This is a genomic window from Stenotrophomonas sp. STEN035 (assembly GCF_056759935.1).
Genome location: NZ_JBRRDY010000043.1, coordinates 1 through 24,742, shown reverse-complemented (window position 1 = coordinate 24,742; position 24,742 = coordinate 1). Strand labels below are relative to the sequence as shown.

Here is a 24,742-nt window from a genome sequence, read left to right as displayed (position 1 = left end):
CAACGGCAAACGCAAAAGCCACCCCTCCCCAACCCTCCCCTGCGCTACGCGCAAGGGAGGGGGCAGCTTGTCTCCCTCCCTTTGGCGCCAGCCAAGGGGAGGGCCGGGGAGGGGTGCTCTTCGCCAAATCCAATTCCCCACTTTGATCCAACGCAGCCCACCCAGCACCGCAGCCGTGTACCTTTGACCGGGTACCCGCAACAGGCGTCGCAATGAGCACCTATCACCTGCAGACCGTATTCCGCCCACGTTCGGTGGCAGTGATTGGCGGAAGCCCGCGTGATCGTTCCGCCGGCCGCGCGGTAATCCGCAATCTGCGTGCCGGCGGCTTTGCCGGGCAGATTGGCTGGGTCAGCCCGCGCTATGCCGAAATCGACGGCATGCGCACGGTCAAGAAGCTCAAGGACCTGCCGTGGATTCCGGACCTGGTGGTCATCACCGTGCCGGCAACGCTGTTGCCGCAGGTAGTCGCGCAAGCCGCCGACCTGGGCGTGGCCGCGGCCATCATCCTCACCTCCGGCTTGGGCAAGGGCCCGGGCTCGCTGGCCGCACAGGTGGAAGCCGCCGCACGGCCCCAGGGCATGCGCGTGCTCGGCCCGCATTGCCTGGGCGTCATCGCCCCACACGCACGGCTCAACGCCAGCATCGCCGCGCACACGCCGCAGGCCGGCGATCTGGCGCTGATTTCCGAATCCAGCGCGATTGCCGCTGCGCTGGTGGAATGGGGCGTGGCGCGCTCGGTCGGCTTCTCGGCGGTGGTATCGCTGGGCGATGCGCTGGACGTCGACTTCGGCGACCTGCTCGACTACTTCGCCAGCGATTACCGCACCCGCGCCATCCTGCTCTACGTCGACCAGATCAGCGACGCGCGCAAGTTCATGTCGGCTGCCCGCGCCGCTGCGCGTGCCAAGCCTGTGGTGGTGGTCAAATCAGGGCGCAAGTCGCGTGGCAGTGACGAAGTCGTCACAACCCATTCGCAGGCGCTGGCTGATTCCGACGCGGTCTACGGCGCAGCCTTCAACCGCGCTGGCCTGCTGCGGGTGAATGCACTGGATGAGTTGTTCACTGCCGCCGAAACCCTGGGCCGTCTCGGAACCTTCCCGGGGCGCCGTTTGGCCATCCTCAGCAACGGCGGCGGTGTTGGCCGGCTGGCAGTGGATCAGCTGCAGGCACTCGGCGGCAGCCTGGCCGAGTTGTCACCGGGCACCGTCGAACTGCTGGACCAAGCGCTGCCGCAGGGCTGGTCGCGCGACAATCCGGTCGACATCGTGGTCGATGCTGATGGCGGCCGTTACGCCTCGGCGATTGAAGCGCTGCTGTCCGACGACGCCAACGACGCGGTGCTGGTGATCAACGTACCCACCGCGTTCACCTCCTCGGCCGAAGCCGCACAGGCGCTGACCACCACGCTGGGGCAACGCTCGCGGCAGCTGCGCGACAAGCCGGTGTTCGCGGTATGGCTGGGCAATGACGATCGCGCCACGGTCACCCTCAACACCGCCCGCGTGCCGACCTATCCCACCGAAGCCGATGCCGTGCGCGGCTTCCAGCATCTGGTGCGCTACCGCGAGGCGCAGACCGCGCTGATGGAAACGCCGCCCAGCCTGCCGGCGGATTTCGTGGTGGATGTGCCGGCCGCGCGCGCGCTGGTCGAGGCGGCGCTGGCCAATGACCAGCAATGGTTGGACCCGGTTGCCACCCACAAGCTGCTGCTGGCCTATGGCATCCCGTCATTGGAAGTGATGGTTGCGCGCGATCCGCACGAAGCGATGGATCTGGCCCAACCGCTGCTGGAGCAGGGCATGAGCGTGGCGGTGAAGATTTTCTCGCCCGATATCCCGCACAAATCCGAAGTCGATGGCGTGCGCTTGAACCTGGGCAGCCTGCGTGCGGTGCAGTCCGCGGCAACCACCATCCTGCAGCGTGCCCGTGAGAAGCGTCCGCAGGCCCGCATCGAGGGCGTGCTGGTGCAACCCAGCCTGACCCGGCCCAAGGCGCGCGAGCTGATCGCCGGCATTGCCGATGATCCGGTATTCGGGCCGGTGGTGGTGTTCGGCCGTGGCGGTACGGCGGTGGAGGTCATCGACGACAAGACCCTGGCATTGCCGCCGCTGGATCTGCGGCTTGCCCATGAGGTGATTGGCCGCACCCGCGTCTCGCGCATCCTCAAGGCTTATGGCGATGTGCCGGCGGCGGACGAGCGGGCGGTGGCGATGGTGCTGGTCAAGCTGGCGCAGCTGGCGGCGGATATTCCGGAGATCCGCACGCTGGATCTCAATCCATTGCTGGCTGACCGCAACGGCGTGATTGCCTTGGATGCACGCGTCGCCATCACCCCGGTCAAGCGCCTGCACAAGGGCCGCGGCCATCCGCGTTTTGCGATCTTCCCGTATCCCACCGAGTGGGAACGCACGATTGATCTATCCGATGGTGGCAAGGCCTTCCTTCGCCCGGTGCGACCAGAAGACGATGATCTGTTCCGTGCCTTCTTCGCGCGCGTCACCGACGATGACCTGCGCCTGCGCTTCTTCCAGTCGGTGAAGCACTTCAGCCACGAGTTCATCGCCCGCCTGACCCAGCTGGATTACGCGCGTTCGATCGCGCTGGTGGCGATTGATCCCAAGACCGGCGAAATGCTCGGCGCGGTGCGCCTGCACGCCGATGCGGATTACAACCGCGGCGAGTACGGCATCCTGATCCGCTCGGACCTGAAGGGTCACGGCATCGGCTGGAAGCTGATGCAGGTCATGATCGAGTACGCCGGCTGGCTGGGTTTGAACGTTGTGGAAGGGCAGGTGCTGCGTGAGAACAGCACCATGCTGGCAATGTGCCAGAGCCTTGGCTTCAAGGTGAAGGCCGACCCGGATGACTCGACCATCATGAATGTGACGCTGCCGGTGGGCGAGGTTGGGGCTGGTGGCTGAGAGCCAAAGCTAACTGCGAGAAGCTAAAAGCACCCCTCCCCAACCCTCCCCTGCGCTACGCGCAAGGGAGGGGGCGGCTTGTCTCCCTCCCTTTGCCGTAGGCAAGGGGAGGGTTGGGGAGGGGTGCCGTTGGCTGTCGCTCCAGCCAACCCCTCACCCCCAAACCACCCCAAGGCGCGACAATAGCGCCATGCAAACGAACCAAGACCCAGCAGCCAGAACCCCGCTGCTACTGCTGCCCGGCCTGCTCAACGACGCCACGCTGTGGCAGTCCCAACTCGAAGCACTCGCCGATATCGCCGATTGCCAGGTCGGTGACCTCACCCAGCAAACCACGATGCGCGCGGTCGCCGAAGACGTGCTGGCCAAGGCGCCGGCGCAGTTCGCCCTGGCCGGCTTTTCCCTCGGTGGCTACGTCGCCCAGGAAATCCTGCGCATCGCACCGCAGCGGGTACTCAAGCTGGCCCTGCTGGATACCTCGTTCAAACCCGACTCGCCCGAGCGCGCTGCACAGCGCCTGGCACAGCAGAACAGCGTCCGTCTGCCCGGCACCTTCCATGGTTTCGGCGACAAGCTGATGCGCAGCTACATCGATGCTTCGCGGCTCGAAGACCATGCATTGGTGGATACCGTGCGCAGCATGACCGCACGCCTCGGCGCTGAAGTGTTCCTGCGCCAGAGCCAGCTGCAACGCAGCGATGGCAGCGAGGTCCTGCGCACCTGGCAGGGCCCGGCCTTGATCATCTGCGGGCGCAACGATGCGATCACGCCGCTGCCGGTCAGCGAGCAGATGGCCGCACTCATGCCGCAATCAACCCTTATGGTGATTGATGACTGCGGCCATCTGGCGCCGCTGGAAAAGCCGGAGCAGGTGAGTGCGGCGATGCGTGACTGGTTGCTGTCAACGTCGTACTGAGCGACTTCAATCCCAAGCTGGCGCGATCCCGGGATTGGCTACACGCCCACCACGATCCAGTTCGGCGATCCGTGCCATGTCCTCGGCATCCAGCCTCAGCTGAGCCGTCTGCAGGTTGCCGGCAAGGTTTTCACGCTTGGTCGACGACGGAATCACCGCATAGCCCTGCTGCAGCGCCCAAGCCAAGGCGACCTGTGCGGTGCTTGCCTGGTGCTTGTCGGCAATGGCCTGGATCACCGGGTCCTTCAGCACCGCGCCATAGGCAAGGCTCATGAACGCGGTGACGTGGATGCCCTGCTCGCGCAGGTAGGCGATCAAGGCGCGGTTCTGCAGATAGGGATGTACTTCGATCTGGTTGGTGGCGATGGCATCGGCGCCGAGGATGGCGATGGCCTGGCGGGTCAGGTCGATGGTGAAGTTGGAGACACCAATCGCCTTGGTCAAGCCCAACGCCTTGGCTTCGCTCAGCGCACCCAGGAACTCGGCCATCGGCACTTCGTCCTTGGGCGAGGGCCAGTGGATCAGGGTCAGGTCGACATGATCGGTGCGCAGCTTGCGCAGACTCTCGCGCAGGCTGGCCAGCAGGTCGTCATGGTGGAAGTTGCTGATCCAGATCTTGGTGGTCAGAAACAGCTGCTCGCGCGGCACGGCGCCGCTGGCGATTGCTGCCCCCAGATCGGCCTCGTTTTCGTAGATCTGTGCGGTGTCGAAGGCGCGGTAGCCAAGTTCCAATGCGTTGTGCACGGAGTCGGTGAGTACCTGGTCCTTGAGGCGGTAGGTGCCAAGGCCGATAGCGGGAATAGTCATTCAAATCTCCATAAATTCGCGCTTACAGGCTACGCCGTGCAGCGCGAACAAAAACCCAAGGGGAAGTAACAGCGTGTTCCGTCAATGCGCGCTGACGGCAATGCCGTTGGCGCGCACATCCAATCCATCGCGGCGATCCAGCCGGCCGCTCAGTACGGTCAGTGCCAGCGCACCCAGCACCACCAGCGCGCCAATCCAAGGCGTATGCATCAGGCCGATGTGATCGACGACCAGGCCGCCGAGCGACGCACCCAGCGCGATGCCGATGTTGAAGGCGGCGATGTTCAGGCCGGAGGCGACATCGGTTGCCTGCGGCACGAAGCGCTGCGCCTGCTTGACCACATACACCTGCAGGCCCGGCACATTGCCAAATGCCACTGCGCCCAACGCCAGCACGGTCAACAGCACCAACCAACGGTTGTAGGCGGTGAAGGTGAGCACCAGCAACACCAGCGCGAGCAGGCCGAAGATCAACGTCAGCGCAGGAATTGGGCCACGACGGTCAGCCAGGCGGCCACCCCATAGATTGCCGATGGCCACTGATACGCCGTAGACCAGCAGCACCGCGCTCACTGCATTGGCCGAAAAGCCGCTGACGTCCTGCAGGATCGAGGCGAGGAAGGTGAAGGACAGAAAGGTGCCGCCGTAACCCAATGCAGTCATCGCATAGACCAGCAACAGCCGCGGCTGCGCGAGCACCGCGAACTGCTGGCCGAATGTTGCCGGCGCGCTTCGCGGCAGGTCGCGCGGCACGAACAGCAGGCTGCCGAGCAGGGCGATCACGCCCAACGCAGCCACCGCCAGGAAGGTCGCACGCCAGCCCAGATGCTGGCCGATGAAGGTGCCCAGCGGCACGCCGGTCACCAGCGCCACCGTCAGCCCGGTGAACATGATCGCGATCGCACTGGCGGCCTTGTCCTTGGGCACCACCGAGGTGGCAATGATCGAGCCGATCGAGAAGAACACGCCATGCGCCAGCCCGGTCAGTACCCGCGCCACGATCAACGAGCCATAGCCCGGTGCCATCCACGCAATCAGGTTGCCGACGGTGAACAGCAGCATCAGTGCAACCAGCAGGGCTTTCCGCGGCACCCGCCCGGTCAAGGCGGTCAGCACTGGCGCGCCAACGGCAACGCCCAGCGCATACAGGGAAACCAGCAGGCCGGCCGAGGGCAGGCTGACGTGCAGGTCGGCGGCAATGGTGGGGATCAGGCCGACGATGACGAATTCGGTGGTGCCGATGGCGAACGCACCCAGCGTCAGCGCCAGCAAGGCAAGGGGAATACCGCGTGACATGGGCGAATCCTCGGAAAGGGCTGCGCAGTGTGAGCGCGGAACTCTTGCCGAAAAATGCGGTTTCCCACCAATTACTATTGATTTAAAGTCAACAATATTCCATCGCCACCTGGCTGCCTCGATGAAAACCACCCTCGACGAAATGCAGGCCTTCATCGCGGTGATCGACACCGGCTCGATCACCGCCGCAGCCGAGCAGCTGGGCCAGACCACCTCGGGCGTGAGCCGGGCGCTGGGGCGGCTGGAAGAGAAGCTCGGCACCACCTTGCTGACCCGCACCACCCGCCGCCTGCAGCTCACCGACGAAGGCGAGACTTTCCTCGCCCAGGCCCGCGCCATCGTCGCCTCGGTGGATGCTGCCGAAGAGCAGATCGCCGCGCGCCGGGGCATGCCGTCCGGGCGGTTGCGGGTGGATGCGGCGATGCCGTTCATGCTGCATGTGATCGCGCCGCTGGTGGCAGGCTATCGCGCGCGCTACCCACAGGTGGCGCTGGAGCTCAACAGCAGCGAGCGCTACATCGACCTGCTGGAGCGACGCACCGATGTGGCGATCCGCATTGGCCCACTGTCGGACTCCACCCTGCATGCACGGCCCCTGGGTCACAGCCGCCTGCGTGTGCTGGCCAGCCCGGCCTACCTGCAGCAGCACGGCGCACCGAAGAGCGTTGCCCAGTTGCAGGTGCATACCTTGCTGGGCTTCAACGAACCGGATTCGCTGAATCATTGGCCATTGCAGGGTGACGACGGCGAGCGCCTGCACGTGCGCCCCGCATTGGCGGTATCCAGCGGCGAGATCCTGCACCGGCTGGCCCTGGAAGGCGTGGGCATTGTCTGCCTGTCTGATTTCCTCACCGAAGCCGCGCGAGCGCGTGGCGAGCTGTTGCAGGTGTTGCCGAAGCACACGCTGGATACACGCCAACCGATCCACGCCGTGTACTACCGCAACACCGCGGTATCCGCGCGCATCAGTTCCTTCCTCGACTACCTGGCCGAAGCAATGGCGTCACCGGTTGTGGGAGCGGCGTAAGCGGTGAAGCTGACATCGTCAAAACTACCGGCATGCATGTGATCCGATGAACTTCGGATGCGTTGGTGCGCGCCGCCTATTGCCACCGGGAAAGCCTCTGCCGAGCATGGCTCGGCACTACGCTTTCGCCCCCTCCCTTTGGCGAAGCCAAGGGGAGGGTTGGGGAGGGGTAAGCTCATCGCCGAAGCGATGGAGCAGCCGTTTGTAGGAGCGGCGTGAGCCGCGAAGCTGACATCGTCAAAACCACCGGCATGCGTGTGATCCGATGATGTCGGGTGCGGGCGTGCGCGCCGTTTGTCGCCATCGGGAAAGCCCCTGCCGAGCATGGCTCGGCACTACGCTTTCGCTCCCTCCCTTTGGCGAAGCCAAGGGGAGGGTTGGGGAGGGGTAGGCTCTTCAGCTTCCGACGCTGCAGTAGCTTCGCGGCTCATGGCCCGAGGCAACCCAGCGCCGCTCCTACAAAAGCCGACCACAAAGACCTTCAATGCTGCTGGGCATGATGCCAGGCATGGCGCACCAGCCAGCGCGCCTCGTCCCAGGAAACCGCCAGCGCCGGGCTATGCCGGTGGTAGCTGTCCTGCAGTACTTTGTAGAGCTGTTCTTCGTTGGCGCGTGGATACGCCTGATAGACGTCGTAGCCCATTTCCAGCAGGCGCTGGTAGTGGTCGAAATCGTGTTGGCCAAGATGGCCGATGGCATGCACGCCGCGCCAGTAAGTCAGTTCGGCGTGGCGATCGATGCTGCGCTGGGCTGTAGGTGCGGTCTGCATGGGTAGCACTCCGTTCGCGGTCTACCCCCTGTTCGGCCGATGCTACGACGCGAGCAGGGGGTGCGCAACTCGCCCAATTCAGCTTTCAGCGCTGGCTGCATCCAACTGTGCGACCTGCGCTGGGCTCAAACCAAGCTGCGCTGCAGCCAGCACTTCCTGCAGCTGCTGCACGCTGGTGGCACTGACGATGGGCGCAGTGATGCCCGGGCGTGCGATCAGCCATGCCAACGCCACCTGTGCCGGCGTCGCCTTGTGGCTGGCGGCCACGTCATCCAGCGCCTGCAGAATGCGCAGGCCACGCGGGTTGAGGTAGCGATCAGCCACTTTCGCACCGCGCGCGGCACTCTTGCCTACGTCATCGGCGCTGCGGTACTTGCCGCTGAGAAAACCACTGGCCAGCGAGTAATAACTGATCACGCCGATGCCCTGTTCGCGCGCCAGCGGTTCCAGCTCGGCCTCGTAGCCACTACGGTCGTAGAGGTTGTATTCCGGCTGCAGGGTTTCGTAGCGCGGCAGGTGATAGTCGGCGGACACCTTGAGCGCATCACGCAGGCGCTCGGCGCTGTAGTTGGACGCGCCAATCGCGCGCACCTTGCCCGCCTCGATCAGCCGCGCGAACGCGCCCAGGCTTTCTTCCAGCGGCACCGACTCATCGTCTTCATGCGCCTGATACAGATCGATCACATCGGTCTGCAGGCGACGCAGCGAATCCTCGACCGCTTCATTGATGTTGTCAGCCGACAGGCCCGGATGCTCCGCCCACTTCGCAACCTTGGTGGCGATCACCACCTTGTCGCGCTTGCCGCTGCGCTGCAGCCAGCGGCCGATGATGGTCTCCGACTCGCCTCCGCGGTTGCCCGGCACCCATGCCGGATAGACATCGGCGGTATCGATCAGGTTGAAGCCGGCATCGACGAACGCATCAAGCAGGCCAAAGGATGTTTTCTCATCGGCACTCCAGCCGAAAACGTTGCCACCAAAAGCGATGGGGCTGACATGGAGACCCGAGCGGCCAAGTTCGCGTGACTGGGGCATGCGTTGCTCCTTTGTTGTTCAGTTCAACAGCATAGACGGCATGCGTTCCAATTCCGTGGCAAGGTCGTGAATACAGCGTTCCGTGTGCGGTTTCCGCGCTAACGAGATGTGAACATTTGCGTGCTGCATTGCACTTGCAGCCGCGTGCTAGGCTCGCGGTTTCAATCGACGGAATTCCGCATGAAGAAGCCTGCCCCGCTGTTGTGTGCCTGTCTGCTGGCGCTTGCCAGCACCCTGTCTGCCAGCACTGCGCTGGCCCATGAAGCCGTTGCCAGTACCGCTGACGCACAGGTATCGCCGCAGCTGCAGGCTGCCATTGCTGGTAGCTGGCGCACGCCGGCCAATGTGCTGCGCGACGAATACCGTCATCCGGCCCAGACCTTGACCTTCTTCGGCCTGCAGCCGAAGCAGACGGTCATCGAAATTACACCGGGCGGTGGCTGGTATTCCGAAATTCTCGCACCCTACCTGCGCGATGGCGGCAAGTACGTTGCCGCCGTTGTTGACCCGGCAGCGTTGCCGGCCGGCGGCGGTCGCGATTACCAGCAGCGCTCGCGCGACGGCCTGAGCAAGAAGTTCGCCGCATCCCCGGCCCAGTTCGATCGCGCCACAGAGGTGGCCTACAACCCGGCGGCCCCGGTGCTTGGCGCACCGGGCTCGGCGGACCTGGTGCTGACCTTCCGCAATGTCCACAACTGGCGTTCCTCTGGCCAGGCCGAGGGCATGTTCAAGGCCTTCTTTGACGTGCTCAAGCCAGGCGGCACCTTGGGCGTGGTCGAGCACCGTGCCAAGGCTGACGTGCCGGCCGATGACGGCAGCGGCTATGTTGGCCAGGCGCAGGTGATTGCCATGGCCGAAGCCGCCGGCTTCAAGCTGGCTGGCAGCAGTGAGGTCAACGCCAACCCGCGCGATACCAAGGACTACCCCAAGGGCGTGTGGACGTTGCCGCCGTCCAACAGCCACGATGCTGCAGATGCCGCCAAGTACAAGGCCATCGGTGAAAGTGACCGCATGACGCTGCGCTTCGTGAAGCAGTAACTGCGCAGGAGTAGGGCTTGGAGAGGGGAGGGTGAGACAATGTGCGGCCACGCTGTTGGCCGCACGGCCCTCAACCCTGCGCGCGACGGAAGGTCGTCGTGCGCAGCCAGCAATGCATCTTCAATCTACTTTCCGAATACCCGTATTACATGCTTATCGCCTTCAATAAACCGTTCAACGTGCTGTGTCAGTTCACCGACCGCAGCCAACCGCCGCGCGCGACCCTGGCCGGCTTCGGCTTGCCGCCGGATGTATATGCGGCCGGTCGTCTGGATTACGACAGCGAAGGCCTGCTGCTGCTTACCGATGATGGCAACCTCGCCCATCGTCTGACTGACCCACGCCACAAGCAGCCAAAAACGTATTGGGTGCAGGTTGAAGGCGTGCCAACCGAAGAGAAGCTGCAGGCGCTGGGTAACGGCGTGCAGCTCAACGATGGACCAACCCTGCCTGCGCGTGTTGAATTGATGCCAGCGGCACCAGCGCTGTGGGAGCGCGACCCGCCCGTGCGTTTCCGCAAGACCGTGCCAGACAGCTGGCTGGCAATCACCCTGCGCGAAGGTCGCAACCGTCAGGTGCGGCGCATGACTGCCGCGGTTGGCTTGCCGACGCTGCGGCTGGTGCGTGCGGTGATGGGGCCGTATGCGCTGGATGGACTTCAGCCGGGGCAGTGGCGACAAGTGGATTGAGCTGAGGGGCGGCGGACGATCATCGCTGTCAATGGGTGGATGATGTCACCTGCCGGATGCGCCTTCCATGCTCTACATCAAGCACGGAGTGGAACGCTCGTTGATCGCTAGCGGGTGCGGCAACACTCCCACATCCTTGTCGAGAGCGCCGCCGCAAATTCGGTTGTTTGCGAAGCAGACGTGAGATCACGTTTGTTTAGTTGCTTTCACGTCTACCGTGGGCGACGTCTGCAATTATCGCTCACCAGATGTCGATGGTGGTTGCGAAACCCGCCGGGTCATGTGCATGAATTGCGATCTCTGAGGGAACGAAACTTCTGCCGCGGTAGATGGGCATTGCCGAATAACGGTTCAGCTTGCCTGCGCGCATCATCGGTAGCACGGTGGCGGTATCAATACGGCGTTTCTGTTCAGCGACCCATAGGGGGACGAACACCATGTTCTCTGCATCAAAGCTGCCGCCAAGCTCTTCGGGAACCAGATGCAGTGTCGTCAGCTCACGTCGTCGCACTGCCGCCTCGCACTTCTGTCGCGTATCGAAGTGGCAGAAGTCGGCGCATCCGGTTCTTCGGGGGCGGCGCCCGTCATGCATGAAACTCTCCTATGGCCTGCCAGGCTAAAGCGAATACATGGTTCAAAGCAGTGCCGACGACCTCATCGTGGTTTGCATGCCGCGATGAGCGCCGTTGTCCTTTGGAGCCGAGAGGATACGAGAGTTTTTCCAGATCGCCTTGTTACCACTGGGCATGAGGTGGCATAGGCTGGGCATGTAAGCATGCTGCGTTGAATCGCAGTGGATTGTTGCCGTCACCCAGGGTGACAGCAACGCTGTCGCCGTGTCGTCCTGTGCAAGGACGGTCTGCTTTCCCGATATCGAGCTGATCTTGTCAGCGGTTTCTGCTGCATCAACGTCAGCGGAACTACCTGGGCTCGGCCGCGCACGGGGATGCTGATGGGCGCGCAGGCGATGCACCCATGCTGCGAATCGACAGCGCAGGAGCTACACCGAGCTGCTGCAGCCTATTGCCCCGCAGGTGGCTCCCACAGCTCGATCTTGTTGCCTTCCGGGTCCATTACCCAGCCGAACTTTCCCTGCTCGGAGCTTTGCGGCTCACCTACGACATTGCAACCTTCGTTGTGCAGTGCGATGAGTAGTGCATCCAGGTCATCCACCCGGAAATTGATCATGAAAGGCGCATTCGACGGTGCCATGTAACTGGTATCGGCCGCGAACGGACTCCAGATTGTTGCGCCCGCCGTGCCGTCAGCACCGCCCCATTGGAACACTGCGCCGCCCCAGTCACTGACGTCCAGGCCCAGATGTTCGCGATACCAATGGGAGAGCGCTTTGGGATCAATCGATTTGAAGAAGATGCCGCCAATGCCGGTTACGCGCTTCATGCCGAGTCTCCTGGATCGAAGAATGGACGATGGGCCTGCTTGAGCGGATTGATCACTGGGTTGCGCGGATTGGCAGCTTGGGCGTCCCTGGCCCTCCAGGAGATGACCCACGCAACTGTTTCGATAAAGAGCCCAATTCCGCTCAGTACCAGGCTGCTCATCGTCGACGAAGTGACGTAAAGGCAGAGTGCAGCTGCAAACAACACGAGTGCAAGAACGTGCAGGTATCTCATGAGTACCAGTCCGGAAGCATGGAAGCGTCAATCGAGGCGAATGTACCGTTGCCACACAATAACCGCTCCATCAAAAGGCGCAACCTGCGCGGTTGGGGAGGAGCTGCAAGCGTAGTGCTCATCAGCTTGCGCTCTGCGAGGCGATGAGGTCGTCATGACTCTGCTTGAACTCGGGAACGCTGAGTAGTTGCAACAACACGTCGTTCAACGCTTGGTTTGACTTTGAGTAGCTGAGCAAAGGGCCTAGCGCATGGTAGTGGGCCTCTTCGCGCATCGCCGGCAGGTGTTCGACAAGGCTGGCAATTATCTGCTCACGTTGCATGTCGTCAGCAGCCAGCCGGCACAGGATCTCGATTGCATTTCCTTGTGTCCAGTCGTAATCGCCGTATGCAACGCGCTGCAGGGTGGGGATGGAGGTGCCTCCGAAATTGTAGAAAATCTCGAAGATGGCGAACTGCCGTGCTGTCATCCAGGCACCAAGCCCTTGGAACTGGGTAGCAAACTCGGCAGGTGGGGATTGCTCAGCATGGAACAGCGTTGCCAGATGGTCGATTGTGTTCGGCCCGAGATTTTTGGCTGCGATGCTTGCACGGCTGCGGAATTCATCGCGGTCGGCGACTGCCGCCGCCACCCAGTTGACGCGCTCATTGACCAGATCACGTCGCATGTCTGCGAGCATGGGCTGCGGCTTCAGCTCCAGTCGCTGAGAATTTCCCCGGTTGGGCATCAGTCGGTGCAGGAGCCGGACCGCGCGGGAAAGAAGTGATGGGTTTGAGCGTTTACGCATGCTGCACCTCAAATCTTGGTGGCTCCGTGCAAAGAACGTTGACGCACTCATAGTGACCGCTGACAAAGTATTCAAATACTTCGCCATAGAAACCTGTTGGGACGTACGAGCCTGATATCTCCCCTTCCTGGCGCCATCCTCCCGATTGCACCTGGGAGACCAGCGCCCCATCGAGTTCCTCATATGGCTCGGTATTGGCACGCCAAAACATCGAGAAATCACGTTCGTCAAGAATCTTCACCCCAATCACACCCGCGAAGGAAATCTCTATTTGATGTCCGGAGGGATGTGATACGAGGAAGATCGTGCACGTTTTCATGTCGTGTACGACACGGGTGATGGAGGTCGACTCGGTAGTACAGATCGATTCGGGCAGGTCTTGCAGGCTTACTTTCATGGCTGAAGACCCGGGGCGGCTTGCCGATGCGTTTGCGTGCTCACTGCCAAACCTCGTCTGTAAGCCGTCTGAGCTCGGTGACCGCGTTGTCAAATTCTTCCCTGCTGAAGACCGCAGCCTGGCTTGGCGCTATCCATGCAACGGAGGTGACGATGCCGTTGATAACATCGAGCGCGCGGCCAGTCCTCACCCAGGAGATGCTCTGGCCATCAGCTATCTGCTCAACAACAGCCACGGTGCAGCTCATGTCCATATCGTCAGGACAGACCAGCATGGGGACTATCGTTGAAGAACGATCTTCTGCTGGGCTCAGGAGCTTCCATGCGTTCTCGTCGTCGCCCTCGTCCAGCAACCACCCTTGTGCCGGGACGAGACCTTCCGTGCTGTCCACACCATCGGCGTCAAAGACGACTCCCTTTATCCATTTATCCAACGGGGCTTCATCAACGAACAGTACGGGATGGGGTGCACGCGCATGGCGTGACCTGTGCATGCGGGCGGATATCTTGTTCATGACATCTTCTGGGCAGTGTTCTGCTTGGATTGAGGTGCGAAGGGTTGTTCGCGTGCTTGTGCTCGGCGCCACCTTTTGGCCAAGGCGAATGCCCTATGCCGTGTGCTCTGTAGATAGCGCTTTCTCCCGGCAACCCATTCAAGGGAGCGTGCGATCTCATCATCGATCAACACCCCTTGGTCAAGCCACTCCAGCGCTTCCACAATCCAGCCCTGGCTGGGCCACGTCAAGGCGGCGATGATCACATCCTTCGGCGAAACCGTGGGCTCCAGTTCGGAGAGGGGTCTGCTCAGCTTCGATACCAACTCGCTTTGATTCATGTCATGCACCTGGTCGTGAACCGAGCCTACCTATTGCCGGTTGGCTCTGCGAATGCGTTGAATGCTAGTCCGCAGCAGTGATCTTGAGGCGGGTGCCATCTTCCAGGCCCGAAATTTCCTGCGCGAGGTGGCCGGAGGCGGCAATGAGCTCAGCCAACGACATCATGGCGAGATTGTCACCACCGTACTCGCCGCCAAGTACGCCGGGGATCTTGAGGCAGTACTTGAAACCTGGTGACAACGCGCCAAGGCGCTCCCGCGCCTCTTCAACCAGGCCCTGCATCTGCCAGTCCTCAATGAACTCAGCATCGCGCGACAGTTGATCAAGCGCTTCGCGGGTTCCGGCGACAGCTCCGCAGTACAGATCCTCGGGGCAAAGGCGCCAGTAGCATCCGTTCCGGTCCTTGATCATCAGGTTGCCGAACTCGTTCTCCCCGACGATCTGCTCAGCATCCAGGCCGGTCCAGCCCCACGCCTGTTGGACGATAGCGATCACTTCCTGAGTTCCTTCTGTTGACGCTGGGCGGGGCCTTGCAGCGGGTTCGACCCGAATGCACTGTCGGGCAATTATCGTTGGTGCTTACCAACGCTGCCAAGGTATCTTCTGATCCAAGGCTGACAGCGCATATCTGGCCCATTCGCGTGCATGCAGGTCGGGATGATTGAGTGATCACCCGACTCGCCGAGAAGCACCAGAATTTTTCCACCGCCAAGCGGTTCCTGCGTGCTCTGTAGCAATACCAGCAAGCGCGGGACTGCCATGGCAGGATCGGGCCGCATTCCTTGATATGCGTTCTCGAACCGCATCGGATCGATGTCGAGAATCTGATCCAGCCATGTGTCCAGTTGCCGCTCTACCGGTTCCATGGTGTCCGCCGGGACAAAAGCGAACGGCGCGCCCCGGCAGGCTGTGACTACTTGCTGCCCAGCAAGCGCGATAAGCGCACCGCCTCATCGTGCAAGTGCGCAGAGGTCTCGTGTGTCCAGCTGTCATCGCACCAATCACAGCAGTTGTAGAGATCCCCAAGCCACCCTTGGTCGTCGGCGACTACCCGTTGTGGCCGCGGGACGTTGGCCATTTCCACGTTGAACAGGATATCGAGTCGGTCAACCAATCTGCACAATGCCTGGACGGATATGTCCCTGGCTGTGAAGGCGTTCAATGATCGGCTTAGAACCTGCGCAGCTACAGGTTCTGCCTCAACGGATGCTGGCCGGAAGCCATTGAGGTCTGCGGCCATCTTCAGCAGGAGACCCTCGGCCAGTTTCGGCGCGGGAGGTGGATACAGTTCCCATATGAGGGGATGAAACTCATCCGTAGCCAGTACGACAGCGTCCGCCCAGCGTGACAGCTCACCGGGATTGCCGACTCCGCACCAGAACGCCATGGCGAGGCAATTCAGTTCTTCGTGGAGCTCATCCATGCCAGCGGCATCCGAAGTGGCGGGTCGTCATAAGGACGTGTCGTCGAAACGCAGCGGACCCACTCACAATCGCATGCCCGCCCATATGACGACTTCAGTCGACGCAGACACTATCGGGGTGAGCAACCTGGGCCAGAAGACGCCAGGCCCGATGTGACCAAGTGATTGATCATGATGCTGCTGCTCCTCCGCGACAATGGACGAGATAGCCGCGATGGCTGACGGGTCCCTGCCTTCAAGCACGGACAGCTGCTGTTCGAGGTGCGCGAGCACCACCGCTTCAACGGCTGCGGTGGTGGCGGCTATGGCAGCAGGACCCAGCAGGCCGGTCAACACACCCAATGCAAAGCCTCCCGCACCGCAGAGCCAATAGCTTCGGCAACGCCGGGCGCCGCGTCGCTGAAGTTCAGCAGCGAAGATTGTCCGGTGTCCTTGCTCGTGGGAGCGGAACTCAGCCAGCTGCGCGACCATTGCCGGCGCAGTGAGTCGGGCCATGAAGATCTGGCCGGCGTAGATGTTCACTGCGCCATGCTCACCGGCGTGATTGACCTTGATGATCCGATTGCCGATGTCATTGCAAACGCGTCGCACAAAAGCTCCCGGCAGACCGCAAGTGCCGGAGTCAGGCCAACTCGTGAGCTGTACCCGGCTTGAGTGATTCAGTGGCCATCATACGGTGACAAAGCGATCCGTCCAGTGGTCCGAACCCAGCTCGTACTCACTGATGTGGAAGCCCGCTTCGCGGCCGCTGTCGTCATCACTGATGTGCGGATTGTCGGCAAAGCCTGGCTGAGTCCTGAGCCTGTTTACCGCCATGGTGGCAGCCGCACGTGAGCGGTAGACGCCAGTGAGCTTCACGTCATCCGACCCGGGCTCGAAAACGTGGACATGATGAAGGAGAAACACACTATCCATGATGTGTTGCACCTCGATGGAGTCGCACCGCGTACAAGCGGCGACGAGTGAATTTCCAACCGGCCGGCGGTCCGTATCGATACCCTCCCCGCCACCCCGCAGCCGCGACAGCTACTGGTTCGACCACGCCACGGATTCACCCGTTGCTGAGTGAATCCGCATTGCCTGGCCGGTAGCAGAGTTGCACGATGCCGCCTGCGAAGGTTCTGGTGCCAACAAGAACCAACGGGATGGCGCCAAGCGCGTCGAAAATCCTGGAGCCGGTTGGCCACAGATACGGACTCACTGTGAACCAGAACTCATCGACCAGCTTATGGGTGACAAGGCTGCGTGCCAGTTCGCCGGCACCCGATACGACAAGGTTGCCGCCATGCTTGGCCTTGAGGTCTGCGATGCCCGCTACCAGATCGTCTCCGAGCAGCGCTGCGTTCCAATCCAGCGGCCCGCTCAAGGTCCGTGATGCGACGTACTTGGGCATGCTGTTCATTCGTTGCGCGTAAGCCTCGTAGCCGGGAACAGCTGCGAGCCGCGGCCATGCGGCGGCCAGACCTTCGTATGTCTTGCGCCCAAGCACCATTGCGTCGGCCGCCTGCCACATCTCGAGCGAGGCCTGCTGGCTGTCGGCATCCAGCATGAGCCAGCCATCGGGCGCTGGTGCCGGAGCCTCGAAGGCGCCATTGACGGTAACAGCAACGTTGATGATCAGTCTTCCCATCAGCACTTCTCCAGTTGAGATCGTTGCCACTGCATTGGAGTATCCACGCGCAGCCTAGCATCCATGGTGGATTGCCACTGTGCGGTGCGCTTTGGGTAGGTAGCAATCGCTGATTGCCGCTGACACCATCGCACTTGACCACTTCGGTGCGGCCGCAACCAACTCCTTCATGAGCAGGCGGACTGGCCGAGCCGCTGAGAGCTGCGCTTCGCTTGGCAGGCGGTTTTTTCTGGAAGCGCTTGGACCGATGCAGTGGGTGTGATGTGTCGCCTGGGTGCTGAGTTGTGCTGCTACGCGAAGCTGCGTCAGCGCTGGTCGTCCAACCGTTGCAAGATCAATCGTTGCAAGATCACATGGCTCCGGCAATGCACCCAAACCTGCCCGGTCTGGGCAACCACCATGGTGGCTGCCATCATGAGAACTTCAGCCCGGGCTGGTTGGACGGTCGCCAGACCGTGCGCTCGATTGAAGCCCTAGACTGAGCGAAACCACAAACCCTGCAAACAGGTATGCCGGCAAGCCCATGACGATCATGGAAAGGATGCCGACAAGCGGATGGGCGCGGGATAGGGCCGAGATGAACAACCCTGCCAAACCCCATCCGGCAAAATAGAGCACGCCGATCCAGGATAGGAAAAGTAGTACGCGCGCGCCCCATCGATAGCGAAGTCCGGCGGCGATGCCTGCGGCGATTCCCGCGACGCCTGTCAGAAAGACAAAGGTGGCATGCACCAACTGGGCTGGCTTTGAGCCAGAACCCGCTTTCAGCAGTATCACCATTATGACCAGGGCCGTGAGCAGCCAAAGCCAGCCAACGATGCTGGTGCCGAGAGCGATTTCGTGCTTCTTTGTCATCGCTGTTATGTCCTTATTAATCCTGCTCCGTAAAGCAGCGCCAGGTTGAAATAGTTCTCAAGGGAGGGCAAGCGGGACAGCGGACGGCACTGCTTGCAAAAGAGCACGCCTGCGCATCGATAGATGCAGATTCCACCGAGCAGCTATGCAATGCTGTTGATGGCGTAAGCTGCCGCCCCCAACGTTGCAATCGCAGCGGAAAAAATAATGAAACCGAAGCGTAGGCGAAATGGGATTGGAGCTTTGCCGAACGTCCGCTCAGCGGATTTCCTGTCCAAGACCCAGCCGCGATTGCAGCGGGTGCAGGCAAGTTGGTAGCGTTTGGCGTAAACAAAGCCAAAAAGCAAATCAAACTCACCGAATCTGTATCTGAGTTGAGTCTGGAAATCTGTTGTCTGGTCACATCCTGGGCAGTATCTCTGCTCTGGAGAACCAAGTGGGACGATTCGCTCCCCTTGTCCAATCATGAACATCATGACGACCTTCCTTAGCCGCTTTGCCTGCAAATCAGTCGACGGCGACGCCGACTGTGCGTAGTGAGTTGATGGACGTAAGCATAGCCTCGAATCACTCAGTGCCGCGCAGCGACGTGAACGTGAGCGTACTGTCACGCCTCATCACGTACAGCCTGAGCAAGCCTGGCCTCAAAGTTGCTTGCCAGCATCTGATCCACTGCGGCCAGGGCCCGCGTGGCTTGCAGCGGATCAAACCTGCCGCCATCGAGGACGGTGGCGGCGTGGTTGTGTAGAGCATATGACAGATGGGCAGCGTCCTTGACCGCCGGATCCAGGCTTTCTCCAGAGCCGAGATGATGGGCGAGCAGAAGCCGGATCTCATGGACAGCGAAGGCGAGTATCTGTTCCTGAGTGATGGCCATTCAAGTGTCGTTCCTTGGGGCATGAGGCAATCGCTGAGCCGCAGCCACGAAGTGGTGGCCTGCTCGGAGGAACTCTCAGGCTGCGCCAAGGCTTCCTATCGCGTCCATGACGAAGCTTGCCTCCGCAGCGGTGGCCCACATCACGTGCGGGGGTTCGAGGGAAAGCACATCCACGATATCACTGCCGGAAATTATGCAGTAGTGGTGCGGGGTATCAGCGAAGGTGATCGCCTGCACGGAGCTTGCTGCCCACAGTGAATTCTCAACTTTCAGAAATGGAAACGTCCACGAAGCTCCTGGCGACTTCGGGAGCGCTCGAGCTCCTGACTCACCAGACCACGGATGAGCGAATTCCTCATGAATGCTGACGGCATCAAACCGCTCGAAGCGGAGCACCAGCAGCTTGCCCTCTTCAAAGTCGCCATCGCAGATAAGGGTCATCGCACCGGCCAAATGCTGAACGACAAATACTCCTGCCAGAAAGACCGGCACGCGCTCGATCGGGAACCACGGTATGAAGTTCTGCATGGTCTTGTTCGCGTGGTCTGGGGGGAAGGCTGAGTTGGGGTGAGCCACGAAACGGCCGTAGCTTGAGTGCATGATCAGGCGGCGCGCTTGTCTTCCATGCGGGTCGTGAGAAGTAAAAGGCCAGAATCAGGTCGCGCTGTGAAGCACCGCCGGCTTGACTGAATCGTCGGCTTCAAATCGTATCCTCACGCGCAAGCCATCCGTCACTTCCTCGAGCTCACGCGGGTCATGGACAATACGCAAGGCCCCAATGTTGGATTCTGCACGGACGATGCAGAACCTCAGGCCATCTACGCGTGTTATCAGAACGCCTGCATCGTAGGTGACCGACTCCATATCACCTACCTCGCGGGCTTCCAGGACATCGATGCTCGCAACGGAGGCCGCTGCTCCGAGATAGAAATTTAGATGGTCTTTGCAGTAGCTGGTCTCGTTCGCTTGTGGATTCGATTTGTACGTGATGCAACGCGGTGCTTCGGACAATCGTGCGCTAAGACAATGGTAGTTCAACCATTCCTTTGGCGTATCTCCACAGGCGCTTTGAAGGATGAGGAAATTTCTCAGGCCAAGCTGTACTGACACGGACATGACTTCGATGGCGGAGCTGCCGAACGTGATGTCGGCGCTGTCACTCAATAGCGTCTGGATCCTGAAGCCAAGCAGGGACCTCAGTGCGTTGATGGACGAACGATCCAGACGGCGGTTGATCTCATCCATGGGGCGTACTCCGCAGCCGAGTTCTTCCGCGCAGTGGCTGCGAATGGAGTGACCGGCGCGGCTGCGATCCGGAACCAGTGGGTATGAACTTTCCACTCGCGGAGCAGGTCGGACTTGAATGGCTGTCGGAGCTAGATGAGGCGCGCCGCATGATGATATGCCCTACGTGCAGATACAGGAATAACGTTATTTGTGAATCTGGCAGCGCAAGCGCCTAGCGCGATGAAGTTCTCGCGCCCTTCATGAAGTGAGAGTCCATGATTTGCGCCCGAAGATGCATCGGGATCTGAAACGCCAAAGGCATCTTGCTCCCAGAAGCAGATCGGACAAATCTCGTAGTCTTGGCCGCCCGGGATGCTGAAGTAGTCACAGCAATCGCACCGAACAAGAGCTTCCATCAGGGTGAACTCCGACTCTGGAACTGCACCGCGCCGCATAGCGGCGTCGGCTTGAATCGCCTTTCAGGGGGCAACTGCGTCGGGGTACGAGCGCTTTGAGCTGTTGAGATCGTCAGCAAGCTTCCCGATCCTGGAGAGCAGCTTGCCGACGTCTTCCTCCGGATCAGCATGGAAGTAGTCGATGGTGAACCGAAGCGTTGTGCCAAACTGATCTCCGATCGGCGGAAGAGCGAGACTCCTGATCTGCATCGGTTCGCTACCACGCGCTGCGTCGTGCACCCACCAGGAGATGAACTCAAGCGCATTGAGGCCTTTGCTGTCTCGCGTGATACCAAAATTTGCCGATACAACAACCTCGCTAGCCAATCCACCCTTGGTACGCCGTAGCGAGCCGAGAGGAAGGTCCGCGTAGGGAAGAAGGCTGAAATCACTTTCCGGAATGCCACTCAGATCCGCCTTGCCAATTCTCGCATCGGTAATTCCGGGAATGGACTCTATGGCGTCTTGCAGCTTTTGTACTTCAGGCGGCATGTCAGCTCCAAAAGAGGAAGGGAAAGAGAACAATGACCAATAGTGTAGAGCGAACCATCTACCGCCTGGAACACCGTAATCAGGTCGCCGCGAAGCAGGGCCAGCTTGGATTTGCCATCAGGCTGCGACCGAAGTAGATGAGCGATCAACCACTTCGAAGTCGGGGCCAAGTTGAACACGCAGCATCTCCAGGAATCGCTGCGCCGCGACATTGAATCGGTCCCGCTCCGCGGCCTCCCATGGCGATGGGGCAGGCGGATACGTCCAGTCAATGCTTGTGTCATACCAACTGCACAGGTGGTGGGCGAAACGCCATGTATTCTCCGGCAATGGGAGAAGGTGTGCATCGACACAGCACCCCCACTTATCCTTGGTGGCGTCATTTCCCGACCAGAGGCAGGTGCCACTACCGGGGTCGAAGAAGAATCTGAGGAGGTAAATGGGCATGTCGAGTGGCTTAGCTCCGGAGTTGGGCCGGGCCGCGAAGCGGTGCCGCCTTCAGTGAAATGCTAGGCATCTATCACTGGCCTTGCGATGCAGTCAGGCCATCCGAGCAGCCTGAGTTCATTTGAGACGGCGGATGGGAAGTGATCTATATGACTGATCGAGCGCATGCGCATGGGAAGTTGCGACAAAAGTCGGTAGTGACTAACTGGGCTGTGATGACGATGAAGAAATAGCTCTATCGCAGCTAGATACTCCGGATTTCTGGCGCCGGAAACAAAAAAGAACCGTCCTGCATTCTCGGTCTGCCCATCCATGGCGAGTGCACGGCCTAAGAGCTCCAGATACCCAGTGTCGTAAGCCGCACCGAAACAACTTCTTGCGAGGTGCGACAAAGCTGTTGCAGCGTCTCCATTGGCCAGGGCCGACTCAGCCGCTGCAATCTTCCATTTCTTGGGCGGACCACTGCGAATCTTCATACATGTCTAGATCTGGAATTAGGCCGCGCCGCGAAGCGGTGTCGGCTTGAATGAGTAAAAAGGAAACTCCCCATCCCTGCGGATAACCGCTCGGTCTTGAAGGACCATGATGGCTCTCACCATCGGTATGTCTGGACGAGGAGTTTCCAATGCGCACTATAACCATTGGTGTGGACTTGGCAAAACAGGTGTTCTCGGTATGTGCGGCTGACGCGGCAGGACGTATTCAAGAACGGCGGGAGCTTCGCCGGGAGGCATTCATCCAGTGGCTACCCAGCGTTCCGGAGGGTACGGTGGTGGCGATGGAGGCCTGCAGCGGCGCCCATCACTGGGCGCGCCGCTGCCAGGACTATGGCCTGCAGCCGCGACTGATAGCCGCCCAGTTCGTCGCCCCATTCCGCAAGAGCCGCACGGCCAAGAACGACCGCAACGATGCCGAAGCGATTGCGACCGCTGCCCGTCAGGGCAATATGCGCTTCGTCCCGATCAAGAGCGTCGATCAGCAGGTTCGACTGTCATGGCATCGGGTGCGCGAGGGCTACAAAGCCGAAGCACTGGCCACCAGCAACCGGGTGCGTGGGCTGCTGACCGAGGTCGGCGTGGTCGTGGCGCAGAGCGAGGCTGCGCTTCGCCGTGCGCTCGCTGATCTGGATTCATTGCCCATCCCGTCTTCGTTGTTGGAGCTGTTGCACGACGTCGACGCACACTGGCAGCAGCTGCGCGAACGCATCGCGCAGTGTGATCTCCGTATCCAGTTGCAGGCCAAGGCCGATGAAGCTTGCATGCGGCTCCAGGCCATCATCGGGGTTGGCCCGATCACAGCGGATGCCGTGGTGGCGACGATCGGCTCAGCACAGGACTTTAAGAATGGCCGGCAGTTCGCCGCGTGGCTGGGTCTGGTGCCGATGCAGCATTCCAGCGGTGGCCGTTCGCGACTCGGTCGCATCAGTTGCCGTGGTGATGGCTATTTGCGAACCCTGTTGATCCAAGGGGCTCGAAGCAGACTACAGCGGGCCAAGGCGGTGGCCTGGGAGAAGGCGACGCCGGAGCAACGCTGGATCCACGCCCTCGAACGACGACTGCCGTTCGGCAAGCTGCTGGTTGCCATTGCCAACAAGCACGCGCGACAGCTGTGGGCGATGCTGGCACATGGCTAGCGCTACGACGTCGAAGCATGGTTGAAGCATCCGATGGTGCAACGGCAGGTGCGTTGGCCGAAGGCATCGAATGAATGATTGATTTTGATTCACCGTCAGCGCGAGCAAAGTAGCAACAGGTCAGACCGACCTGGAGAGAGCGTGGCTAACTATTTGGCGCCATCAGGTGCAGCGGTTGATCCCCGCAGCATCGGCAAGGCCGATGAATGAAAGAGGCCTCCGGGTGCGGTTTTTACCTTGGTCCGGGCGTGAGTCATAGCGTCCAACAAGACCGTTTACGGAAATGCAGTCTGGCAACTGTTGAACCTGCTCATGCCGACATACGCGGCACGCAACATGAAGTAAGCAACAGCAACACAACGAATATCGCTAGAGCCTAAGCGCGAGAGGCAGGAGCACTGTTGCTTGAAGTTGACAGGGGTTTCCTTACGGACAGGGGTTTCCTTACGGAACTGTTAGGCCTCGATAAGCGATACGCCAACCAGGCCACGCAGACCGCAACTGTAAGCACGAGGAATCCGCCTACGCCATACGCGAATTGCGCGCCATCGTGATACGTGACAATGCCGTCAAAGTAGTTTCCCTCGCTGTTGTATGGAGTGACAGCGCGCTGGTAAGCGATGACGGATATTACTACTCCAGCGACTGCTAGAAGGAACGCAACGATTCCAACGCAGAGCGCAGCTAGCCTGCGCATCCCTAGTTTCGATCCCGTGCGCGATGTCGGCATATTAGGCCTAACTCTGGAATTAAGCCGACCCGCGAAGCGGGTTCGGCTTGAATGAATTGTTAGGCACCATCAACTGTGCCGCCCGAGAAAGAAACTATGAACTCCGCTGCCTTGCGACAAATATCTGCGTGAGGGGAGCGAACCACCAGAACCAATGGCTCCGTAGCGACGGGATCGATGTCCAGTTGCTGCCCAGGTGCACCACGAAGTGAAAGCGACAGCTCTGTCCAGTCGCGGGATTCCGGGGTGCGTGAGTCGCCATCCGAATCAATGTTGCAGCCAGCGCCCCACAGATGTTCAGCGATCAAGTAGTACGCCGGCCGTGGACCAGTAGCTTTGATTTTAATCGCGTGATCGTTGGACATGGGGCCTAACTCTGGAATTAAGCCGACTCGCGCAGCGAGTTCGGCTTGAATGAACTGTTAGGCGGCTGTGGCCACTTACCACCCCCCGGACCAATGCTGCCCTGCTTGTACAACCCAACGCGAGCCGATCATGCCACAGCTTGCGGGATGGGGCTTGCCCCGGAAACCTTGCCGAGCGTTGCTGCCGAAGTGTGATGAATTGATTGCGGCAGGGCGGTGAAGCGTAAGACGAAATGGCGAGCTTGCAGATGCCAGGAACAACTGGAACCGTTACCCGGAGCCGACCAGTGATTTGCCGATGTTGCTGCCGAAAGAAGAAGGGCCAGCCAACTCAGAACACCGCCGCCTAACTCTGGAATTAAGCCGACCCGCGAAGCGGGTTCGGCTTGAATGAACTGTTAGGCCCCATTTTGCACCATCAGAATTTGCTGAGGTTCTAGCCCCAGGGAGTGCG

The 24,742-nt window shown here is 60.8% G+C and carries 30 protein-coding genes; 6 read left to right on the top strand and 24 right to left on the bottom strand.

Annotation, left to right across the window (positions count from 1 at the left end):
- The first annotated feature begins 212 nt into the window (after positions 1 to 212).
- Both ACVOLL_RS18325 and ACVOLL_RS18320 read left to right on the top strand, forming a co-directional pair.
- On the top strand, positions 213 to 2,924 hold the full coding sequence (locus ACVOLL_RS18325; protein ID WP_481514189.1) for a bifunctional acetate--CoA ligase family protein/GNAT family N-acetyltransferase: 2,712 nt from the start codon (positions 213 to 215) through the stop codon (positions 2,922 to 2,924).
- Positions 2,925 to 3,114: 190 nt separating this feature from the next.
- Positions 3,115 to 3,840 carry an alpha/beta fold hydrolase gene (locus ACVOLL_RS18320; RefSeq protein WP_481514188.1) on the top strand — a complete coding sequence of 242 codons (726 nt, stop codon included), beginning with the start codon at positions 3,115 to 3,117 and terminating at the stop codon, positions 3,838 to 3,840.
- A 6-nt stretch (positions 3,841 to 3,846) separates the two neighbouring features.
- Here the strand turns inward: ACVOLL_RS18320 and dkgB are convergent, their stop codons facing one another.
- Together dkgB and ACVOLL_RS18310 are read right to left on the bottom strand one after the other, a co-directional pair.
- A complete protein-coding gene (dkgB, locus tag ACVOLL_RS18315; RefSeq protein WP_481514187.1) occupies positions 3,847 to 4,647 on the bottom strand; it encodes a 2,5-didehydrogluconate reductase DkgB in 801 nt (266 codons plus the stop codon).
- Between the two features lie 81 nt (positions 4,648 to 4,728).
- On the bottom strand, positions 4,729 to 5,943 hold the full coding sequence (locus ACVOLL_RS18310; RefSeq protein WP_481514186.1) for an MFS transporter: 1,215 nt from the start codon (positions 5,941 to 5,943) through the stop codon (positions 4,729 to 4,731).
- 121 nt (positions 5,944 to 6,064) lie between these two features.
- Here ACVOLL_RS18310 and ACVOLL_RS18305 point away from each other — a divergent pair, with 121 nt between their 5' ends.
- Positions 6,065 to 6,970, top strand: coding sequence for a LysR substrate-binding domain-containing protein (locus ACVOLL_RS18305; RefSeq protein ID WP_481514185.1), 906 nt, complete (start codon positions 6,065 to 6,067; stop codon positions 6,968 to 6,970).
- Positions 6,971 to 7,451: 481 nt separating this feature from the next.
- Here ACVOLL_RS18305 and ACVOLL_RS18300 read toward each other — a convergent pair whose 3' ends face one another.
- Both ACVOLL_RS18300 and ACVOLL_RS18295 read right to left on the bottom strand, forming a co-directional pair.
- Positions 7,452 to 7,739 carry a hypothetical protein gene (locus ACVOLL_RS18300; protein WP_481509538.1) on the bottom strand — a complete coding sequence of 96 codons (288 nt, stop codon included), beginning with the start codon at positions 7,737 to 7,739 and terminating at the stop codon, positions 7,452 to 7,454.
- Positions 7,740 to 7,817: 78 nt separating this feature from the next.
- A complete protein-coding gene (locus ACVOLL_RS18295; RefSeq protein ID WP_481514184.1) occupies positions 7,818 to 8,774 on the bottom strand; it encodes an aldo/keto reductase in 957 nt (318 codons plus the stop codon).
- Between the two features lie 180 nt (positions 8,775 to 8,954).
- Between ACVOLL_RS18295 and ACVOLL_RS18290 the strand changes: the two genes are divergently transcribed.
- Entirely contained in the window at positions 8,955 to 9,812 is an 858-nt protein-coding gene (locus ACVOLL_RS18290; RefSeq protein ID WP_481514183.1) for a class I SAM-dependent methyltransferase, read from the top strand.
- Positions 9,813 to 9,961: 149 nt separating this feature from the next.
- Positions 9,962 to 10,501 (top strand): pseudouridine synthase, encoded by a 540-nt coding sequence (locus ACVOLL_RS18285; RefSeq protein ID WP_481514197.1) that lies wholly within the window; start codon positions 9,962 to 9,964, stop codon positions 10,499 to 10,501.
- Positions 10,502 to 10,742: 241 nt separating this feature from the next.
- Here the strand turns inward: ACVOLL_RS18285 and ACVOLL_RS18280 are convergent, their stop codons facing one another.
- From ACVOLL_RS18280 to ACVOLL_RS18190, 19 genes are all read right to left on the bottom strand, one after another.
- Positions 10,743 to 11,093, bottom strand: a complete 351-nt coding sequence (locus ACVOLL_RS18280) for a hypothetical protein (protein WP_481514182.1) — start codon at positions 11,091 to 11,093, stop codon at positions 10,743 to 10,745.
- A 428-nt stretch (positions 11,094 to 11,521) separates the two neighbouring features.
- Complete coding sequence (locus tag ACVOLL_RS18275; protein ID WP_481514181.1) at positions 11,522 to 11,902, bottom strand: VOC family protein; 381 nt, start codon at positions 11,900 to 11,902, stop codon at positions 11,522 to 11,524.
- Between the two features lie 354 nt (positions 11,903 to 12,256).
- Entirely contained in the window at positions 12,257 to 12,922 is a 666-nt protein-coding gene (locus ACVOLL_RS18270; protein WP_481514180.1) for a hypothetical protein, read from the bottom strand.
- Positions 12,915 to 13,319: a hypothetical protein gene (locus ACVOLL_RS18265; RefSeq protein ID WP_481514179.1), complete on the bottom strand. Its 405-nt coding sequence runs from the start codon at positions 13,317 to 13,319 to the stop codon at positions 12,915 to 12,917. The genes ACVOLL_RS18270 and ACVOLL_RS18265 overlap by 8 nt, the downstream gene beginning before the upstream one ends.
- 40 nt (positions 13,320 to 13,359) lie before the next feature.
- Positions 13,360 to 13,833 carry a hypothetical protein gene (locus ACVOLL_RS18260; RefSeq protein ID WP_481514178.1) on the bottom strand — a complete coding sequence of 158 codons (474 nt, stop codon included), beginning with the start codon at positions 13,831 to 13,833 and terminating at the stop codon, positions 13,360 to 13,362.
- Entirely contained in the window at positions 13,830 to 14,153 is a 324-nt protein-coding gene (locus ACVOLL_RS18255) for a hypothetical protein (RefSeq protein ID WP_481514177.1), read from the bottom strand. Before ACVOLL_RS18255 ends, ACVOLL_RS18260 begins: the two co-directional genes overlap by 4 nt.
- Before the next feature lie 64 nt (positions 14,154 to 14,217).
- Positions 14,218 to 14,649 (bottom strand): T6SS immunity protein Tdi1 domain-containing protein, encoded by a 432-nt coding sequence (locus ACVOLL_RS18250; RefSeq protein ID WP_481514176.1) that lies wholly within the window; start codon positions 14,647 to 14,649, stop codon positions 14,218 to 14,220.
- A 71-nt stretch (positions 14,650 to 14,720) separates the two neighbouring features.
- Positions 14,721 to 15,020: a hypothetical protein gene (locus ACVOLL_RS18245; protein ID WP_481514175.1), complete on the bottom strand. Its 300-nt coding sequence runs from the start codon at positions 15,018 to 15,020 to the stop codon at positions 14,721 to 14,723.
- Between the two features lie 47 nt (positions 15,021 to 15,067).
- Positions 15,068 to 15,577, bottom strand: a complete 510-nt coding sequence (locus tag ACVOLL_RS18240) for a hypothetical protein (protein ID WP_481514174.1) — start codon at positions 15,575 to 15,577, stop codon at positions 15,068 to 15,070.
- Between the two features lie 63 nt (positions 15,578 to 15,640).
- On the bottom strand, positions 15,641 to 16,168 hold the full coding sequence (locus ACVOLL_RS18235; protein WP_481514173.1) for a demethoxyubiquinone hydroxylase family protein: 528 nt from the start codon (positions 16,166 to 16,168) through the stop codon (positions 15,641 to 15,643).
- Between the two features lie 78 nt (positions 16,169 to 16,246).
- Positions 16,247 to 16,435, bottom strand: coding sequence for a hypothetical protein (locus tag ACVOLL_RS18230; protein ID WP_481514172.1), 189 nt, complete (start codon positions 16,433 to 16,435; stop codon positions 16,247 to 16,249).
- Positions 16,436 to 16,628: 193 nt separating this feature from the next.
- Positions 16,629 to 17,207, bottom strand: a complete 579-nt coding sequence (locus tag ACVOLL_RS18225; protein WP_481514171.1) for a dihydrofolate reductase family protein — start codon at positions 17,205 to 17,207, stop codon at positions 16,629 to 16,631.
- A gap of 423 nt (positions 17,208 to 17,630) precedes the next feature.
- On the bottom strand, positions 17,631 to 18,062 hold the full coding sequence (locus tag ACVOLL_RS18220) for a hypothetical protein (protein ID WP_481514170.1): 432 nt from the start codon (positions 18,060 to 18,062) through the stop codon (positions 17,631 to 17,633).
- Between the two features lie 143 nt (positions 18,063 to 18,205).
- Positions 18,206 to 18,538, bottom strand: coding sequence for a hypothetical protein (locus ACVOLL_RS18215; RefSeq protein ID WP_481514169.1), 333 nt, complete (start codon positions 18,536 to 18,538; stop codon positions 18,206 to 18,208).
- 131 nt (positions 18,539 to 18,669) lie between these two features.
- On the bottom strand, positions 18,670 to 18,939 hold the full coding sequence (locus ACVOLL_RS18210; RefSeq protein WP_481514168.1) for a hypothetical protein: 270 nt from the start codon (positions 18,937 to 18,939) through the stop codon (positions 18,670 to 18,672).
- A gap of 75 nt (positions 18,940 to 19,014) precedes the next feature.
- Positions 19,015 to 19,467, bottom strand: coding sequence for a hypothetical protein (locus tag ACVOLL_RS18205; protein ID WP_481514167.1), 453 nt, complete (start codon positions 19,465 to 19,467; stop codon positions 19,015 to 19,017).
- 126 nt (positions 19,468 to 19,593) lie between these two features.
- Entirely contained in the window at positions 19,594 to 20,184 is a 591-nt protein-coding gene (locus tag ACVOLL_RS18200) for a hypothetical protein (protein WP_481514166.1), read from the bottom strand.
- Positions 20,185 to 20,315: 131 nt separating this feature from the next.
- Positions 20,316 to 20,582, bottom strand: coding sequence for a CPCC family cysteine-rich protein (locus tag ACVOLL_RS18195; RefSeq protein WP_481514165.1), 267 nt, complete (start codon positions 20,580 to 20,582; stop codon positions 20,316 to 20,318).
- A gap of 63 nt (positions 20,583 to 20,645) precedes the next feature.
- Positions 20,646 to 21,113: a hypothetical protein gene (locus tag ACVOLL_RS18190; protein ID WP_481514164.1), complete on the bottom strand. Its 468-nt coding sequence runs from the start codon at positions 21,111 to 21,113 to the stop codon at positions 20,646 to 20,648.
- Between the two features lie 1,072 nt (positions 21,114 to 22,185).
- On the opposite strand from ACVOLL_RS18190, the gene ACVOLL_RS18185 reads away from it, so the two are divergent.
- Positions 22,186 to 23,193 (top strand): IS110 family RNA-guided transposase, encoded by a 1,008-nt coding sequence (locus tag ACVOLL_RS18185; RefSeq protein ID WP_481514163.1) that lies wholly within the window; start codon positions 22,186 to 22,188, stop codon positions 23,191 to 23,193.
- A gap of 789 nt (positions 23,194 to 23,982) precedes the next feature.
- Here ACVOLL_RS18185 and ACVOLL_RS18180 read toward each other — a convergent pair.
- On the bottom strand, positions 23,983 to 24,288 hold the full coding sequence (locus ACVOLL_RS18180) for a hypothetical protein (protein WP_481514162.1): 306 nt from the start codon (positions 24,286 to 24,288) through the stop codon (positions 23,983 to 23,985).
- Between the last annotated feature and the right edge of the window lie 454 nt (positions 24,289 to 24,742).